This is a genomic window from Paractinoplanes polyasparticus, assembly GCF_019710575.1.
Lineage (GTDB): Bacteria > Actinomycetota > Actinomycetes > Mycobacteriales > Micromonosporaceae > Actinoplanes > Actinoplanes polyasparticus.
The window spans coordinates 12,286-27,224 of the sequence record NZ_JAHWFK010000055.1; the positions used below are offsets into that span (position 1 = coordinate 12,286).

A 14,939-nucleotide genomic window follows, 5' to 3' on the forward strand; every position below is an offset into this window, starting at 1 on the left:
AAGGGCTTGCGGGGGTCTGGCGGTCCGGGCATCCCGACTGGCGACAGGGCTACTGCGCCGTCGAGCGCCTCTCAACGAGCGTCCGGCAGTGATGTCCCGGGACGCGCCAGTTGCTTGTCCAGCTGACACGAGCGGCCAGGTCAAGCAGCTATGTGTGTGCCCGAGCCGGCCGGGCCGACGCGAGTTCTGGTCGCGGGTGTCGACTGGGAAAATGCTGATCATGCCGTCTGTGTGATCGACGGTGACGGTGAGATCGTCGAGCGGGCAACATGTGCTCACAGCAAGGCCGGGGTTGCCCGGCTGGTCGGGCTGTTGCAGCGGTAAGCGGCGACCGGGGTGGGCATCGAACGCCCCGATGCGGTGGTGGTCAGCGCGTTGCTCGAGGCGGGGCTGACGGTGTTCGTGATTGCCCCGGCCCGCGTCAAGAGCTTGCGTGGCCGGTACGGGGTCGGCGGGTGACAAGGACGACCGTTGTGATGCGTTCGTGCCGGCCGATACGGTGCGCACTGATGGGCGCCGGTTGACACCGTTGGAGCCCGACAGTGCGCTCACGCAAGGTTTGCGGGCGTTGGTGCGAGCCCGGCTGGATCTGCTCGGGCATCGCCTGGCGATCAGTAACCAGTTGCGGGCACATCTGCTGGCCGTTACGCCGGCGGCCGCGGGATTGTTCAGCGGACTGGACTCGCCGGTCTCGCGGGCGTTCATCGCCGACTACGGCACCCCAGGACGCCCTCGACGCGCTGACCGAGGTTGAGCTCAGCCAGTGGTGGAAAATGCACCGCTACACCAGCAAACCCGCCGCCCGGCTGCTGGCCGATCTGCGGCAGGCGCCGCCCGGAGCCGGCGGGCCGGCCGGTCACGCCCTGGCCACGGTCCCCATCGCCCATCTGAACGCGTTGTACGCCGTCATGAGCCAGATCGACGTGCTCGAGGATCAAATCGCCGGTGCCCTGCACACCCATCCGGACGGGCCGCTGTTGACCAGTCTGCCCCGCTCGGCACGGTCCGCGCGGCCCGGCTGCACGCCGAGATCGGCGACGCCCGCGGCCGGACTGGCCGGGGGTCACCCCCTCCACGCGGCAGTCCGGCCAGACCCGCATCGTCGCGTTCCGGTGGGCCGTCGACAAACACCTGCGCGCCGCGGTCTGCGACTTCGCCGACGGTAGCCGCCGCGCGAACCCGTGGGCTGCCGACCTCTACGCACAAGCCCGCGCTCGCGGCAAGAAACACAACCACGCCATCCGCATCCTCGCCCGCGCCTGGCTCGGCGTGATCTGGAAATGCTGGACCACCGGCACCGCCTACGACCCCGCCCAGCATCAAGCCCTCAAACCCTGCTCCAGAAGAATCCACAACCCACTGGTTGACACAGGGCACTCCCGCCGAGGCGGGCGAATGTCGTAGCGGGGTGGGCGGTACAGACCGCTGCTCCCGCCGAGGGCCGTGGTGGGAAGAGCAGGGCGCTGGCGCGCCCAGAGCGCTCATCCCACCACGGCGACGTGAGTGATGGGTAACGCCCAACTGCAAAGATCAACCCCTCAAGCCATGCGGCCTGAGGGGTTGATTGGTTTTCGAGCGTGACCGCTCACGCAGGCCGCCCGGGGAGGGCGAGCGCTTTGGGCGCGCCAGCGCCCAGCTCGCCCTGCCCGGGCCCTCGGCGGGAGCAGCGGTCTGTACCGCCCACCCCGCTACGACATGGCCTTTGCCTTGGTTTGGAAGTTGCTGGCTCTTCTTGGCGTCGTGGCCTTTGCCTTGGTTTGGAACCTGCTGGCTCTTCCTGGCGTCGTGGCCTTTGCCTTGGTTCGGAACCCGCTGGCTCTTCCTGGCGTCGTGTTGCTCTAGTGGTTTACGCCCGCCAGCTCTTTCTTGGCGTCGCGCGAGGATTTGATCAGGCTGGCCGCGGTGGCAATGCCCAATGTGCCGATGATGATCAGCAGGGACAGCCAGATCGGGATCTCCGGCGCCCAGTGCACCCCGTGGCCGCCGTTGATGAACGGGATGGTGTTGGTGTGCAGCGCCTCGAGGAAGAGCTTCACGCCAATGAAGGCGAGCACCGCCGACAGGCCGTAGTTGAGGTAGACGAGCCGCTCGAGCAGGCCGCCGAGCAGGAAGAACAGCTGGCGCAGGCCCATCAGCGCGAAGACGTTGGCCGTGAAGACGAGGTACGGCTCCTTGGTGATGCCGAAGATCGCCGGGATCGAGTCGAGCGCGAACAGCAGGTCGGTGGTGCCGATCGCGATCATGACGATGAGCATCGGCGTGAAGAGCCGCTTGCCGGTGTCGGTCACGGTCATCATCCGGCCGTCACCGAACGTCGACGAGACGGGCAGGGCGCGCTTGGCCCAGCGGATCAGCACGTTCTCCTTGAAGTCGTCCTCGTCGTTCTCCCCCTCCTTGAGCAGGGAGATCGCCGTGTAGACGAGGAACACGCCGAAGATGTAGAAGACCCAGGAGAACTGCGAGATCAGCGCCGCGCCGGCCGCGATGAACGCGCCGCGCATGAGCAGCGCCAGCACGATGCCGATAAGCAGCACCTTCTGCTGAAGCTGCCGCGGCACGGCGAACCGGGCCATGATGATCATGAAGATGAAGAGGTTGTCGACGCTCAGCGAGTACTCGGTGAGCCAGCCGGTGTAGAACTCGGCCGCGGGTTGCCCGCCGGCGAAGATCCAGATGCCGGCGCCGAAGGCCAGGGCGAGCGCCACGTAGAAGGCGACCCAGCCGCCCGACTCCTTCATCGAGGGCTCGTGCGGTCGACGGCCGACGATCAGCAGGTCGACCGCGAGGACCGCGAGGACCGCGACCAGAGTGACGATCCATACCCAGGCAGAAATATTCAACAAAGCCTCCGGCAGACACGGTCCGAGGCTGCGCCCGCACCGGGAGCGGCGGGAACAGCGTCGTGCGACTGTCGGAGGTCTCTTCCGCCGCCTTTCGGCGACCACCGGCCCCGGGCGCGCCCCTCAGGGGGTTGGACGCTCCGTGTTGACGAGACCGGCACGAAGGAATACTCCCCTCCTACGGCAGCCATTGTGACTCATGGAACGGCACAACGGCAGGGCCACCCGGCAAACCGTGTCGAGTGTCATCCTGCGGTAAGCCCCAGGGTGGCCACCTCCACGTTACCCCGGACAACCGGAGACCACTGCTGTCCCTGGAGTTCACTCGCGCTCCTGGCCTCTCTATACTCCCGCTGGATCGTCCTAGGAACCTAGCTCGAGAGGGTGTGTGGCAGGCTGCGGTTCATGGTTCTCGAGGTCGCGTTGATCGACATTCTCCCCGGTGCGGAAGAGGCGTTCGCCGCCGCATACAAGATCGCCCACCCGATTCTGGCGAGCACGCCCGGCTGCCGCTCGGTGCGGATGACCCGCGGCGTCGAGTCCGCGTCCCGCTTCGTGCTGCTGGTCGAGTGGGACAGCGTCGAGGCCCACCTCGAGAACTTCCGCAACAGCGAACGCTTCCCCCAGTGGCGCGGCTTCATCGGCGAGTTCTTCGCCAAGCCGCCCCTGGTCGAGCACTTCCTGGACGTCCCGGCCGGCGACCGCCCCGGCCCCGACCACGACTTCTTGCCGCAGTAGCGCGACCCCTCAGTCCTCGGCCGGGTCACCCTTGGTCAGGCAGTAGACGCCGACGGCCGGATCGCGGAAGGTCGTCCAGTTCGGCCACTCGCCGAGGAAGGTCGCGCCCAGCGATTCGTGCCACCGGCGCGCGGCGGGGATGTCGGAGCACGACACGTCCAGGTGCACCGACGCCGCCCGTTCCTCACCGAGGCGCTGCAACAGGAACCGCACGGGAACGGGCGGCTCCGGCTGCAACCGGACGAACTCGTCAACCCGCACACCCTCGTCGAGGCGCCACCCGGTGAGCGTCTGCCAGAAGCGCACCTCGTCGTCATAGACCGACGGCGACAGGTCGAAGCAGAGCTGGTGCGGCCGCAGGGTCACCCCGCCGGGCCCGTTCAAGGGCCTCGGCCGTACGTGTTGACCGCGCCACTCGGCCGTGCAGAACTCCAGCCCCGCGGGTGACCGCAGCGTCTGCCATCCGCCGTGGTCGACCAGCATCGTCGCCCCCGCCGCGAGCGCCCGGCCGTTGAAGCCGGCCAGATCCTCCACCCAGAGGTCGGGGTGGTGGCCGCCCGCACCCTCACGCACGCCTTGGATCTCGAGCCAGTCGTCCCCGGCGGCGGTGCGCAGCCGCACGAACCCCGGATCCTTCTGCGGCGCCGGATCCGAACTCGTCACCGAGGCCCAGAAGGTGACGGCCGCGTCGAGCCGATCAGCCGGCCGATCGAGGAACGCGTCCACCCATCGAATCATCACCACACCGCCCCCACCGCGCGCACGGACAACACGACGGCTCGCATACCCTGCCATCGGCCGCTGATACCTCCCGCCGGCCCGGCCCACAGCCCGGGAAGCATCACCGCCGGGGCCGGGACGATCAGGGCTGGTAGCGGGCCCGGCGGCCGCGGTCGGTGAAGCCGAGGCGGCGGTAGAGGGCGGCCGCGCCCGGATTGTTGACGTTGACGGTCAGCCACGCCTGGGTGTCGCCGGCGGCTCGCATGCGCGACAGCGAGTCGAGGATCAGGGCCGCGGCCAGTCCCCGCCGCCGGGCGGGCGGCACCACGCCGACCTGGACCACCCAGTCGTGGGCCGCGATGATGAAGCCGGCGTCGCCCAGGTCGGGCAGCGTGACCAGCAACGAGCACTCCGGCCGGAAGTCGTCGTCGTCCTCGTTCTCGGCGATCCATTCCTCGGCCGGGTCGCCCGGAAAACCCGGCCGGTCCGAGAACGAGGCGTGATACGTCGCGTGGAACCGCGGCGCGACCGCCCCGGTCCAGCTGACGACGGTGACACCCGCCGGCCAGGCCTCCGCCCGCGGCAGCGAGTCGTCGAGCTCGATCCGCGTCACCTGCTCGGCGAAGACCTGCCGCAGCCCGCGCGCCTCGAACAGCGCCGCCGCGTCGTCGGTCAGTGTCTCGGTCTCCACCGTGACGTCGGCATACTTCCCCGAAGCCCAGCTGCCGCCAGCCTGCTCGCCCGCCGCGCCGCTACCGGCAGCATGCTCACCCGACGGTCCGTTGTCGGATGCATGCTCCGCGGAGACCTCGCTGCCAGCCGCATGCTCCCCCAAGACCTCGCTACCAGCCGCACGCTTCCCCAAGACCTCACTGCCAGCCGCACGCTTCCCCAAGACCTCACTGCCAGCCGCACGCTCGCCCAAGACCTCACTATCGGCGGCATGCCTACCCGAGATCTCACTGCCGGCCGCGTGCCTTCCCGAACGAGCGGCGGGGGCAGCGTTCTTCGCCAACTCGGAGGCCAGCGTCAGTCCGTGGTCGAGCAAGGCACTGCCCAGCCCGCGGCCGCGCACAGCCGGGTCGACCAGCCCGGTGAAGGCCGGCCCGCCCGGCGTCAGCCGAGCCGCCCCGGCCGCCACCAGGCTGCCGTCGGCAGCGGTCAGCCCGAAGGCCGACCCTCCGTCGGCCGCCCAGCGCCGCCCCAGGAAGCCGGGGTCGATCGCCAGGGGCAGGCCGTCGTCGGCCGCGTAGCACCGTTCAGCGAGCGCGAGGAGTTCCGCCGGCAAGCCGGTCAGCTCGGTCCACGTTGTCCGGCCGGTCGCAGTCATCCGGTCAGAGTAGGGCGTATCTGGTGGATCACTCGGGCTGGGCCATGCCACAGCCCGAGCGCGCTCCAGCCGTTACGCCTCCAGACATCGTCGGCCAGTCCCCGGGCCGGCCGGACAGCCCGATCCGGCAGACACGCCCAAAGAACCTCACCGGCCGACTCCGTGCGGGTCCGACGGCGCCGCCGGCCGGCGCGATCGGCGGGCCGGCGTTATTTCACCCCTGCCGCGTCCATGCCACGCAGCTCCTTCTTGAGCTCGCCCATCTCGTCGCGGATGCGGGCTGCCAGCTCGAACTGCAGCTCGCGCGCCGCCCCGAGCATCTGCTCGTTGAGGTCTTGGATGAGCTGAGCCAGCTCGGCCCGCGCCATGCCCTCGCGGGCCGGGCCGGCCGGCGCCGGACTGCGGCCCTTGGACCTGGTCTCGGGCACTGGGGCCTTACCGCGTGAGATCTGCCGGCCGCCACCGCCGACCATCGGGGAGACCTGGGCGTCGGTGTCCTCGGCCTCGCGGTAGATGTCGTCGAGGATGTCGTGGATCCGCTTGCGCAGCGCCTGCGGGACGATGCCGTTGGCCTCGTTGTGGGCGATCTGCTTGTCGCGCCGGCGGTTGGTCTCGTCGATCGCGTCGCGCATCGACGGGGTCATCTTGTCGGCGTACATGTGGACCTCGCCCGAGACGTTACGGGCGGCGCGGCCGATCGTCTGGATCAGCGACCGGCCCGAGCGCAGGAAGCCCTCCTTGTCGGCGTCGAGGATCGCCACCAGCGACACCTCGGGCAGGTCGAGGCCCTCGCGCAGCAGGTTGATGCCGACGAGCACGTCGTAGTCGCCCTTGCGCAGCTCTTTGAGCAGCTCGACCCGGCGGAGGGTGTCGACCTCGGAGTGCAGGTAGCGCACCCGGATGCCGTTCTCGAGCAGGTAGTCGGTGAGGTCTTCCGACATCTTCTTGGTGAGGGTGGTCACCAGCACCCGCTCGTCGCGCTCGGTGCGGAGCTTGATCTCGTGCATCAGGTCGTCGATCTGGCCCTTGGTCGGCTTGACCACCACCTGGGGGTCGACCAGACCGGTCGGACGGATCACCTGCTCGACGTACTCGCCCTGGGCCTGCTGCATCTCCCACGGGCCGGGGGTGGCGGAGAGGTAGACCGACTGGCCGACCCGCTCGAGGAACTCGTCGAAGCGCAACGGGCGGTTGTCGGCCGCGCTGGGCAGCCGGAAGCCGTGCTCGATGAGGATGCGCTTGCGGGAGGCGTCGCCCTCGTACATGCCGCCGATCTGCGGGATCGTCACATGGGACTCGTCGATGACGGTGATGTAGTCGTCGGGGAAGTAGTCGAGCAGGGTGTACGACGGCTCGCCGGGCGAGCGCCCGTCCATGTGCATCGAGTAGTTCTCGATGCCGTTGCAGAAGCCGACCTGCCGCATCATCTCGACGTCGTAGGACGTGCGCATGCGTAGCCGCTGGGCCTCGAGCAGCTTGCCCTGCCGCTCCAGCTCGGCCAGCCGCTCCTCCAGCTCGGCCTCGATCTGGTGGATCGCCCGTTCCATCCGCTCGGGGCCGGCCACGTAGTGCGACGCCGGGAAGATCACCAGGTGCTCGACCTCGCGGACGACCTCGCCGGTGAGCGGATGCAGGTAGTAGAGCTTTTCGATCTCGTCACCGAAGAGCTCGATGCGGACGGCCAGCTCTTCGTAGGCCGGAATGATCTCGAGCGTGTCGCCCCGCACGCGGAACGTGCCGCGCTGGAAGGCCATGTCGTTGCGCGAGTACTGGATGTCGACCAGGCGTCGCAGCAGCTTGTCGCGGTCGACCTCTTCGCCGACCTTGAGCCCGACGGAACGGTCGAGGTATTCCTGCGGGGTGCCCAGGCCGTAGATCGCGCTGACGGTCGCGACCACGATCGTGTCGCGCCGGGTGAGCAGCGACATCGTGGCCGAGTGGCGCAGCCGTTCGACCTCTTCGTTGACCGACGAGTCCTTCTCGATGTAGGTGTCGGTCTGCGCGATGTAGGCCTCGGGCTGGTAGTAGTCGTAGTAGCTGACGAAGTATTCGACGGCGTTGTTGGGCAGCAGCTCGCGAAACTCCTTGGCGAGCTGGGCGCAGAGCGTCTTGTTGGGGGCCAGCACGAGGGCCGGCCGCTGCAGCTTCTCGATCAGCCAGGCCGTGGTGGCACTCTTGCCCGTGCCGGTCGCGCCGAGCAGCACCGTGTTGCGGTCGCCGCGCCGGACGCGCCGCTCGAGCTCGGCGATGGCGGCCGGCTGGTCACCGGCCGGCTGGAATTCGCTGACGACCTCGAAGCGGCCGTCGAGTCGTGGAAAGTCGAGCGCCATGGGACCTACCGTACGTCGGGGGTATGACAAGTTCCGGCCCGCGCCGGGGCCGTGCGTTCACCCGGGCGAGGCGGTCGTGCGGAGGGTGCACATTCGGCCCTGCCCGGCGGCATTGATGCCGGTTGTGCGGCACGCCTACCCTGGTCGGGTAGGCCGCTCGCGGCGGCCGCCCGGCACCGAGCGGGGCCACCACACGGTCCCCCTCAGCCGGCCCGTGGTTGTTGCGCCCCGGTCAGCCGGCGAGCGCACCCGCAGGTGGTCGCGCCCAGCGCAGACCGGCCGCCGCGAGCGCCCTTCTTTCAACCCGAGGGTCAACCGCTTTCTTCCGTACGCCCCTGCCCCGAGGCCAACGGGCCGAGCCGGCGCTGGAGAGGCGACGGCCGAGCCGACGCCCGAGAGGGGACGGCGGCGAGCCACAGCGGGTCGGCGGTTCACGCCGGAGGAAAGCCCCCGTCAGCTCGGGCAATCTTCGGGGCCGGGCTGCCAGCCGGTTGATTCGGCCCAGTCGTCGGCCGCCCGGGCCTCGTCGTCGAACCACGGTTCCTTGGCGTCGGCGTAGGTGTAACGGTCGTGGTGCTCGGCCGCCCACCGGGCCTTGGCCGCCGCGTAGCCGTCCCGGGCCTCGGGGACGGAGCGCAGGTGGTCGCGCATGAGCAGGGCGAAGCGCCAGCCGGGCGAGCCGATCACCCGGACGTGCAGATTCACCGCACGGCCGGGGTCGGTGCCGCCGTGCAGGCGCTTCGGCCACGTCTCGCCGGGGATGCCGCGCGCGTTGTCGACCCACTCGCCCGGGCGCTGCGGGAAGCCGGCCCGGGCCAGCCGGTCGGCCAGTGCGTCCGCCTCGGCGAGGGTGCGCACGCCCAGCATGAGATCGATGATGTCCTTGGCGGGCAGCCCCGGGACGGCTGTCGAGCCGATGTGCGAGACCGGGTGGCCGGGAGGCAGTGCGTGCCGGATCCGGGCGATCAGGCGGCCGGCCTGTTCGGGCCAGGTGGGGTCGGGCTCGGCGATGTGCAGCCGGCGGTCGGGGCGCGCCGAGACACGGAGGCGCAGATTCCCCTCGTACGCGCGGAGCCGGCCGCGGTAGAGCCGGTCGACCTGCGCGTTCAGTTCGTCGAGGGTGCCGTCGTTGGCCAGCACCACGTCGGCGGCGCGGCGACGCACGGCGTCGTCGGCCTGGGCGGCGATGCGGGCCTCGGCCTGGTCGGCAGTCATGCCCCGGGTCTCGGCGAGCCGCCGGATCCGCGCCGCACGGCCGGCCTCGACGACGATCACCAGGTGGTACGAGGGGGCCAGCCCCGTCTCGACCAGCAGCGGCACGTCGTTGACGACCACCGCGTCGGCCGGGGCGCCGGCGGTCAGTTCGACCGTCCGGGCCCGTACGCGGGGGTGAATGATCTTTTCCAGCGCCCGGCGGGCGTCGTCGTCACCGAAGACCTTGGCTGCCAGCGCGGGCCGGTCGAGCTCGCCGCCGGCCGCGAGCATTCCCACCCCGAAGGCGGCCACGATCTCGGCCAGCCCGTCGGTGCCGGCCGCGACAACCTCGCGGGCGAGTACGTCGGCGTCGATGATCACCGCGCCGTTGCGGGCCAGCCGCCGCGCCACCGCGCTCTTACCCGCACCGATCCCGCCGGTCAGACCCACCTTCAGCACGCGACCAGTATTCCCGTCCGGCCCGGGACGCGACAGCCCGCTCGGGCGAAGTGCCGGGAACGGCGAAAGGCCGCCCCGACCGGAGTCGGAGCGGCCTTTGGAGATGCTGCGGTCTGGCTCAGCCCAAGGGTTGGGTCAGCCCTTGCCGCCCGCGAGCTTCTCGCGCAGAGCGGCGAGGGCCTCGTCGGTGGCCAGGGTGCCGGACGGCTCCTCGTTGGCCCGGGCCGGGGCCGGCGAGGACGAGGTGGACGACGTCGAGGTGGACGACGACGAGCTGGTCGCGGCGCCGGCCGGAACCGGGTTGAGCGCAGCCTCGGCGTCGGCGTCGCGGGACGCCTGCACCTGCTTGGTGTGGGCCTCCCAGCGCTCGCGGGCGTCGGCGTACTGCTTCTCCCACGTCTCGCGCTGCTTGTCGAAGCCCTCGAGCCACTCGCCCGTCTCGGGGTCGAAGCCCTCCGGGTAGATGTAGTTGCCCTCGTTGTCGTACGTGGCCGCCATGCCGTAGAGGGTCGGGTCGAAGTGCTCCTCGCCCTCGACGAAGCCCTCGTTGGCCTGCTTGAGCGACAGCGAGATGCGACGACGCTCGAGGTCGATGTCGATGACCTTGACCAGGACGTCGGAGCCCACCTGGACGACCTGCTCGGGCAGCTCGACGTGCCGCTCGGCCAGCTCGGAGATGTGCACCAGACCCTCGATGCCGTCGTCCACGCGGACGAAAGCGCCGAACGGAACCAGCTTGGTGACCTTGCCCGGCACGATCTGGTTGATCGCGTGGGTGCGGGCGAACTGGCGCCACGGGTCTTCCTGGGTCGCCTTCAGCGACAGCGAGACGCGCTCGCGGTCCAGGTCGACGTCGAGCACCTCGACCTCGACCTCCTGGCCGACCTCGACAACCTCGGAGGGGTGGTCGATGTGCTTCCAGGAGAGCTCGGACACGTGCACCAGACCGTCGACGCCGCCGAGGTCGACGAACGCGCCGAAGTTGACGATCGAGGACACGACGCCCTTGCGGACCTGGCCCTTCTGAAGCTTGTTGAGGAACTCGGTGCGGACCTCGGACTGCGTCTGCTCGAGCCAGGCCCGGCGGGACAGGACCACGTTGTTGCGGTTCTTGTCCAGCTCGATGATCTTGGCCTCGAGCTCACGGCCCACGTAGGGCTGGAGGTCGCGGACACGACGCATCTCGACCAGGGAGGCCGGCAGGAAGCCGCGGAGACCGATGTCGAGGATGAGACCACCCTTGACGACCTCGATGACGGAGCCGCGAACGACGCCGTCGTCCTCCTTGATCTTCTCGATGGTGCCCCACGCGCGCTCGTACTGCGCACGCTTCTTCGAGAGGATCAGGCGACCTTCCTTGTCCTCCTTGGTGAGGACGAGGGCTTCGATGTGGTCACCGACCGACACCACTTCCGCGGGGTCCACGTCATGCTTGATCGACAACTCGCGCGAGGGGATGACACCCTCGGTCTTGTAGCCGATGTCGAGCAGGACCTCGTCCCGATCGACCTTGACGACGGTGCCTTCGACAATGTCGCCGTCGTTGAAGTACTTGATGGTCTCGTCGATGGCGGCGAGGAATGCTTCCTCGGACCCGAGATCGTCGACGGTGACCTTGTTGGCGCTCGAGGTGGCCTCGATGCTGCTCGTCATGTGGACTGTTGCTCCGAACGGATGGATTCGTGGTGTCTCTCGCGCGCCGCGGAACTGCCGGCGGGCACGGCACGAACGAGCCCAAGAACCATCGGGATCCTTGCAGTCGATCATGTCGAGACCGACGACCACGGAACCTGCTCCCTGCCGAGGCACACGATCCGCGAGCGCATCGACTAGCTTACCGTGCGCATTACCACAGGTTGCAAGCCCTCCTGACGAGCCAGGCACAATGTTCGGTCGAAACCCCGCAGCATGCCCGTAATGTCGGAAATCGGGACGCCGGTGGGCGGTGCCGTACCTTGTCGGGGTGACCGAGATCAACCCGCCGGCGCCCGGCTCGGCGATCACCGACGCCGAGAGCCGGATCGCCAGCCGCGGCTGGTGGGACTCCGACGCCGACGACTACCAGGCCGAACATGGCGCCTTCCTGGGCGATCTCGACTTCGTCTGGTGTCCCGAAGGGCTGCGCGAGGCCGATGCGCGGCTGCTCGGCGACGTGCGCGGCCGGCGGGTGCTGGAGCTCGGGGCGGGCGCCGCGGCGGGGGCGCGGTGGCTCGACGGACAGGGCGCCGAGGTGACTGCCCTCGATCTCTCGGCGGGCATGCTGCGACATGCGCGGGCGGCCGAGGCCCGCACGGGCGTCCGGGTGCCCCTCGTGCAAGCCGACGCGCTGGCCCTGCCGTTCGCTGACGGCGTATTCGACATCGTGTGCACGGCCTTCGGGGCCATCCCGTTCGTGGCCGATTCTCAGGCCGCCATGCGGGAGGTCGCGCGGGTTCTGCGTACGGGCGGCTCGTGGGTCTTCTCGATCACGCACCCGATGCGCTGGATCTTCTGGGACGAGCCCGACGAGTCCGGGCTGATCGCCCGCAACTCGTACTTCGACCGCACCCCGTACGTCGAGACCGATGAGCACGGCGTGCCGTCCTACGTCGAGCAGCACCGCACGCTCGGCGATCGGGTGCGGGAACTGGTGGCGGCCGGCTTCGTGCTGCGCGACCTGGTCGAACCGGAGTGGCCGGCGGGGCACGAGCAGGTCTGGGGTCAGTGGAGCCCGCTGCGCGGCCGGCTCTTCCCGGGTACGGCAATCTTCGTCTCCGATCTGCCCGGCTGACCGTTTCCGCAGGCCGCGCCGGGGTACCTCGGGTTCATGGCCGATGACAAGAGCCTGAAAAAGGGCGACGACGTGACCTGGAAGAGCCACGGGCAGACCGTCCACGGCGAGGTCGAGCAGAAGATCACGAAGCGGACCGAGGCGGCCGGGCGGACGGTCGACGCCTCGCCCGACGACCCGCAGTACAAGGTCAAGAGCGACAAGACGGGGCGCGAGGCCGTGCACAAGCCAGGAGCGCTGAAGAAGAATGGCTGAGCAGGACACCTACGCCGAGTTCAAGGACGCGGTCAACATGACCGCGACCGAGCTCGAGAAGTGGCTGAGGACCGACGAGTCGAAGGACGTCGGCCAGAAGTCGTCGTCGGGGGCCGAATCGGTCGGGCACGACTCCGGCCGCAAGATCATCAAGATCCTCGGCACGAAGAAGGCCGACCTGACCGAGGCCGACGAGGCGCACATGCGCAAGGTCGTCGGGTACGTGCACCGGCACCTCGCCCAGCACCCCAAGGGCGACGTCGAGGACACCAAGTGGCGGTACTCGCTGATGAACTGGGGCCATGACCCGCTCAAGAAGTGAGCGTCAGACCGGGATCCCCGTCTCGAGCAGGGTGCCCATGACGGCGAGCGCGGCCGGGATCATGCGGTAGTAGACCCAGGTGCCACGGCGGTCGCTGTCGACCAGGCCGGCCTCGCGCAGCACCTTGAGGTGGTGCGAGATGGTCGGGCCGGTCAGGTGGAACTCGCCCGTCAGGTCGCAGACACACACCTCGCCGCCGCGCGCGGTGGCGATCATCGACAGCAGGCGCAGGCGCACCGGGTCACCCAGGGCCTTGAACATCGGCGCGTACACGTCGGCCCGGGCCGGGTCGAGCGGCTCACGGGTGAGCGGTCCTGTCTCGGCGGCGTTTTCCATCGTCTGGCTCCCCATGGCGTCACCCTTGCAAAGCGCCGCAACCACGGCCCGTCACGGAGATCTGGCTCTCCGCGGCCGGCCGCGGAACGGCACAACCGCGGAGAGCGTACGCCGCCTGATCAGCCGACGGTGATTCGGAACGGCGCCACGGCCACGTCCGGGGTGTCCTCGGACAGCTGCTCGTTGCCCAGGGGCGCGTAGACGCGGATCGAGCCCGTGGTGACGGTGCCGCTCGGCGTGTCGGCGGGCGCCTCGACTTCGAGTTCGACACCGATGGTCTGGCCCGGGTACATCGGACCGGACACGTCGCAGTACGGGTACATGCAGACATTGTCGGGACCGGCGCCACGCGCCTCGAACGGCGCCGGCACCACCGTCTCCGTGGTGATGCCGCTGTGCCCGGCATCGCCGTTCCAGCGGATCGTCACCGGCACGCGGCCGGTGAGAACACCTTCGCCGTTCGGGGTCAGCGTGACATCGCCGGCCGTCGCGGTGATGTCGGCGTCCCGATCCTGCACGTACGGCTGCGGGTTGCGCAAAACGCCGGTGGTGGAGCGGAACAGCGTCGGCGAGGACGCCGTCGCCTGGGCCGAGTCGGACAGGGAGTACACCGTGGTGAGAGTGTCGTTTCCTTGCATGGCGTAATCGCGCGGGGTGGTCAGCGCCTCGGCGTCGACCCGGAACTTGCGGACCTGGCCCGGGGCGAGCGAACCGCCGGGAAGATCGCAGTCGAGCGTCCGTCGTCCGTCGACGGGCTCGGCGAACATGCACGCGACGCCGGGACGGAGCTGGCGGAAGGCGCCCGCGACCGGCTCGACGATCTTGACCGCGGCGCCGACCGCCGCGGAACCCGTGTTGGTGACGGTGACGTGGTAGGTGCCGGTATAGCCGTGCTCGCCCGGCTCGAACACGAGGCGGGTAGCACTTACGGTCAGACCGGGCTCGGCGGCCTGGGCCGGAGCGGCGGCGCCAAGCGTGGCGCCGGCCAGGAGGGCGGCAGCCGTCAGGCCGCGGCCGATCAAGGTACGCACGAACAACGTTTTCCCCCGTGGCTCTTCGATGTCATGGCCTCGCCAACTCTATCGAAGGTCGTCTAAATTTGTGCGCCGCTCTCTAGGGTGGGGGCATGGCGGGCGACGGGGTTCGATCCGGGATTCGGGAACTGCTGCAGGTCACGGCCATGTGGTTCGGCCTGGGCGAGCCGGAGGCGGACGGCCGGAAGGGCCCGGCCGGGCAACGCGCCACCTACCTGTTCGTGCAGACGGCGGCGGCCGTGGTCCTGGGCGTGGCGGCGGCCGCCGTCTTCATTCTCGTCCGGGACGAGCCGGTGCCGGCGGACTGGCCCGTCCCCTATCTGCCGCTCTTCGTGCCGCTGGCGATCGCGGTGGCCCGGCACCCAGCCGCCGCGCCGCTACCACTGGCCGCCGCCGTGCCGGCCGGCGCGTTGGTCACCGTCGTCGTGATGGCGATGGTGCCCGGCACGACCTTCTGGCCGTGGTTCACCGCCTTCGCGGCCGGCGCGCTGGGGGCCGGCACGATCTTCGGAGCAGTCTCGCCGCGAAACAGACCCTAGCTTGAGTTTTAACCCGTGCGGCGGGGTCGAGGGGTGGTCGTGGGCTTCTTGGATTGTGTGTCGCTCTGAGGT

15 protein-coding genes and 1 pseudogene are annotated in these 14,939 nt (G+C 69.6%); 8 read left to right on the forward strand and 8 right to left on the reverse strand.

What is annotated here, in order from left to right; genetic code table 11:
* Positions 1-336: 336 nt before the first annotated feature.
* The 3 genes and pseudogenes from KXC43_RS51860 to KXC43_RS51870 form a co-directional block, all read left to right on the forward strand.
* On the forward strand, positions 337-459 hold the full coding sequence (locus tag KXC43_RS51860) for a hypothetical protein (RefSeq protein WP_255645753.1): 123 nt from the start codon (positions 337-339) through the stop codon (positions 457-459).
* A 40-nt stretch (positions 460-499) separates the two neighbouring features.
* Positions 500-754 carry a hypothetical protein gene (locus KXC43_RS51865; RefSeq protein WP_308129507.1) on the forward strand — a complete coding sequence of 85 codons (255 nt, stop codon included), beginning with the start codon at positions 500-502 and terminating at the stop codon, positions 752-754.
* Positions 755-1,065: 311 nt separating this feature from the next.
* A pseudogene (locus KXC43_RS51870) lies at positions 1,066-1,404 on the forward strand (hypothetical protein); the annotation flags it as partial.
* Between the two features lie 434 nt (positions 1,405-1,838).
* Here the strand turns inward: KXC43_RS51870 and KXC43_RS41905 are convergent.
* Positions 1,839-2,834 (reverse strand): TerC family protein, encoded by a 996-nt coding sequence (locus tag KXC43_RS41905; RefSeq protein WP_221381849.1) that lies wholly within the window; start codon positions 2,832-2,834, stop codon positions 1,839-1,841.
* Between the two features lie 411 nt (positions 2,835-3,245).
* Here KXC43_RS41905 and KXC43_RS41910 point away from each other — a divergent pair, with 411 nt between their 5' ends.
* The gene (locus KXC43_RS41910) at positions 3,246-3,578 is read left to right on the forward strand and encodes an antibiotic biosynthesis monooxygenase family protein (RefSeq protein WP_221381835.1); all 333 of its coding nucleotides are present in this window, start codon (positions 3,246-3,248) and stop codon (positions 3,576-3,578) included.
* Positions 3,579-3,587: 9 nt separating this feature from the next.
* On the opposite strand, the gene KXC43_RS41915 is transcribed toward KXC43_RS41910, so the two are convergent.
* The 5 genes from KXC43_RS41915 to rpsA all read right to left on the reverse strand — a co-directional run bounded on the left by KXC43_RS41915 (position 3,588) and on the right by rpsA (position 11,378).
* Positions 3,588-4,316 carry a VOC family protein gene (locus KXC43_RS41915; protein ID WP_221381836.1) on the reverse strand — a complete coding sequence of 243 codons (729 nt, stop codon included), beginning with the start codon at positions 4,314-4,316 and terminating at the stop codon, positions 3,588-3,590.
* Between the two features lie 124 nt (positions 4,317-4,440).
* Positions 4,441-5,628, reverse strand: a complete 1,188-nt coding sequence (locus KXC43_RS41920; protein WP_221381837.1) for a GNAT family N-acetyltransferase — start codon at positions 5,626-5,628, stop codon at positions 4,441-4,443.
* A 209-nt stretch (positions 5,629-5,837) separates the two neighbouring features.
* On the reverse strand, positions 5,838-7,958 hold the full coding sequence (gene uvrB / locus KXC43_RS41925) for an excinuclease ABC subunit UvrB (protein WP_221381838.1): 2,121 nt from the start codon (positions 7,956-7,958) through the stop codon (positions 5,838-5,840).
* 453 nt (positions 7,959-8,411) lie between these two features.
* Positions 8,412-9,611, reverse strand: coding sequence for a dephospho-CoA kinase (gene coaE, locus KXC43_RS41930; protein WP_221381839.1), 1,200 nt, complete (start codon positions 9,609-9,611; stop codon positions 8,412-8,414).
* A gap of 135 nt (positions 9,612-9,746) precedes the next feature.
* The gene (gene rpsA / locus KXC43_RS41935; RefSeq protein ID WP_438870950.1) at positions 9,747-11,378 is read right to left on the reverse strand and encodes a 30S ribosomal protein S1; all 1,632 of its coding nucleotides are present in this window, start codon (positions 11,376-11,378) and stop codon (positions 9,747-9,749) included.
* Positions 11,379-11,574: 196 nt separating this feature from the next.
* Between rpsA and KXC43_RS41940 the strand changes: the two genes are divergently transcribed.
* The 3 genes from KXC43_RS41940 to KXC43_RS41950 are packed head-to-tail and all read left to right on the forward strand — an operon-like array spanning position 11,575 to position 12,958.
* The gene (locus KXC43_RS41940) at positions 11,575-12,381 is read left to right on the forward strand and encodes a class I SAM-dependent methyltransferase (protein WP_308129506.1); all 807 of its coding nucleotides are present in this window, start codon (positions 11,575-11,577) and stop codon (positions 12,379-12,381) included.
* A gap of 36 nt (positions 12,382-12,417) precedes the next feature.
* Entirely contained in the window at positions 12,418-12,636 is a 219-nt protein-coding gene (locus KXC43_RS41945) for a hypervirulence associated TUDOR domain-containing protein (protein ID WP_221381842.1), read from the forward strand.
* Positions 12,629-12,958 carry a DUF3140 domain-containing protein gene (locus KXC43_RS41950; protein WP_221381843.1) on the forward strand — a complete coding sequence of 110 codons (330 nt, stop codon included), beginning with the start codon at positions 12,629-12,631 and terminating at the stop codon, positions 12,956-12,958. Before KXC43_RS41945 ends, KXC43_RS41950 begins: the two co-directional genes overlap by 8 nt.
* A 3-nt stretch (positions 12,959-12,961) precedes the next feature.
* Here the strand turns inward: KXC43_RS41950 and KXC43_RS41955 are convergent, their stop codons facing one another.
* Together KXC43_RS41955 and KXC43_RS41960 are read right to left on the reverse strand one after the other, a co-directional pair.
* Positions 12,962-13,309, reverse strand: a complete 348-nt coding sequence (locus KXC43_RS41955) for an ArsR/SmtB family transcription factor (RefSeq protein WP_438870949.1) — start codon at positions 13,307-13,309, stop codon at positions 12,962-12,964.
* 104 nt (positions 13,310-13,413) lie between these two features.
* The gene (locus KXC43_RS41960; RefSeq protein WP_221381844.1) at positions 13,414-14,325 is read right to left on the reverse strand and encodes a COG1361 family protein; all 912 of its coding nucleotides are present in this window, start codon (positions 14,323-14,325) and stop codon (positions 13,414-13,416) included.
* Between the two features lie 95 nt (positions 14,326-14,420).
* Between KXC43_RS41960 and KXC43_RS41965 the strand changes: the two genes are divergently transcribed.
* Positions 14,421-14,867 (forward strand): hypothetical protein, encoded by a 447-nt coding sequence (locus KXC43_RS41965; RefSeq protein WP_221381845.1) that lies wholly within the window; start codon positions 14,421-14,423, stop codon positions 14,865-14,867.
* Positions 14,868-14,939 lie beyond the last annotated feature (72 nt).

What these genes read in the sequence shown, in the direction of transcription:
- KXC43_RS41910 (WP_221381835.1), top strand. Translation starts at nt 3,246, where the DNA reads ATGGTTCTCGAGGTCGCGTTGATCGACATTCTCCCCGGTGCGGAAGAG.
- KXC43_RS41915 (WP_221381836.1), bottom strand. Translation starts at nt 4,316, where the DNA reads ATGATTCGATGGGTGGACGCGTTCCTCGATCGGCCGGCTGATCGGCTC.
- KXC43_RS41920 (WP_221381837.1), bottom strand. Translation starts at nt 5,628, where the DNA reads ATGACTGCGACCGGCCGGACAACGTGGACCGAGCTGACCGGCTTGCCG.
- uvrB (WP_221381838.1), bottom strand. Translation starts at nt 7,958, where the DNA reads ATGGCGCTCGACTTTCCACGACTCGACGGCCGCTTCGAGGTCGTCAGC.
- rpsA (WP_438870950.1), bottom strand. Translation starts at nt 11,378, where the DNA reads ATGATCGACTGCAAGGATCCCGATGGTTCTTGGGCTCGTTCGTGCCGT.
- KXC43_RS41945 (WP_221381842.1), top strand. Translation starts at nt 12,418, where the DNA reads ATGGCCGATGACAAGAGCCTGAAAAAGGGCGACGACGTGACCTGGAAG.
- KXC43_RS41950 (WP_221381843.1), top strand. Translation starts at nt 12,629, where the DNA reads ATGGCTGAGCAGGACACCTACGCCGAGTTCAAGGACGCGGTCAACATG.
- KXC43_RS41955 (WP_438870949.1), bottom strand. Translation starts at nt 13,309, where the DNA reads ATGGGGAGCCAGACGATGGAAAACGCCGCCGAGACAGGACCGCTCACC.
- KXC43_RS41965 (WP_221381845.1), top strand. Translation starts at nt 14,421, where the DNA reads ATGGCGGGCGACGGGGTTCGATCCGGGATTCGGGAACTGCTGCAGGTC.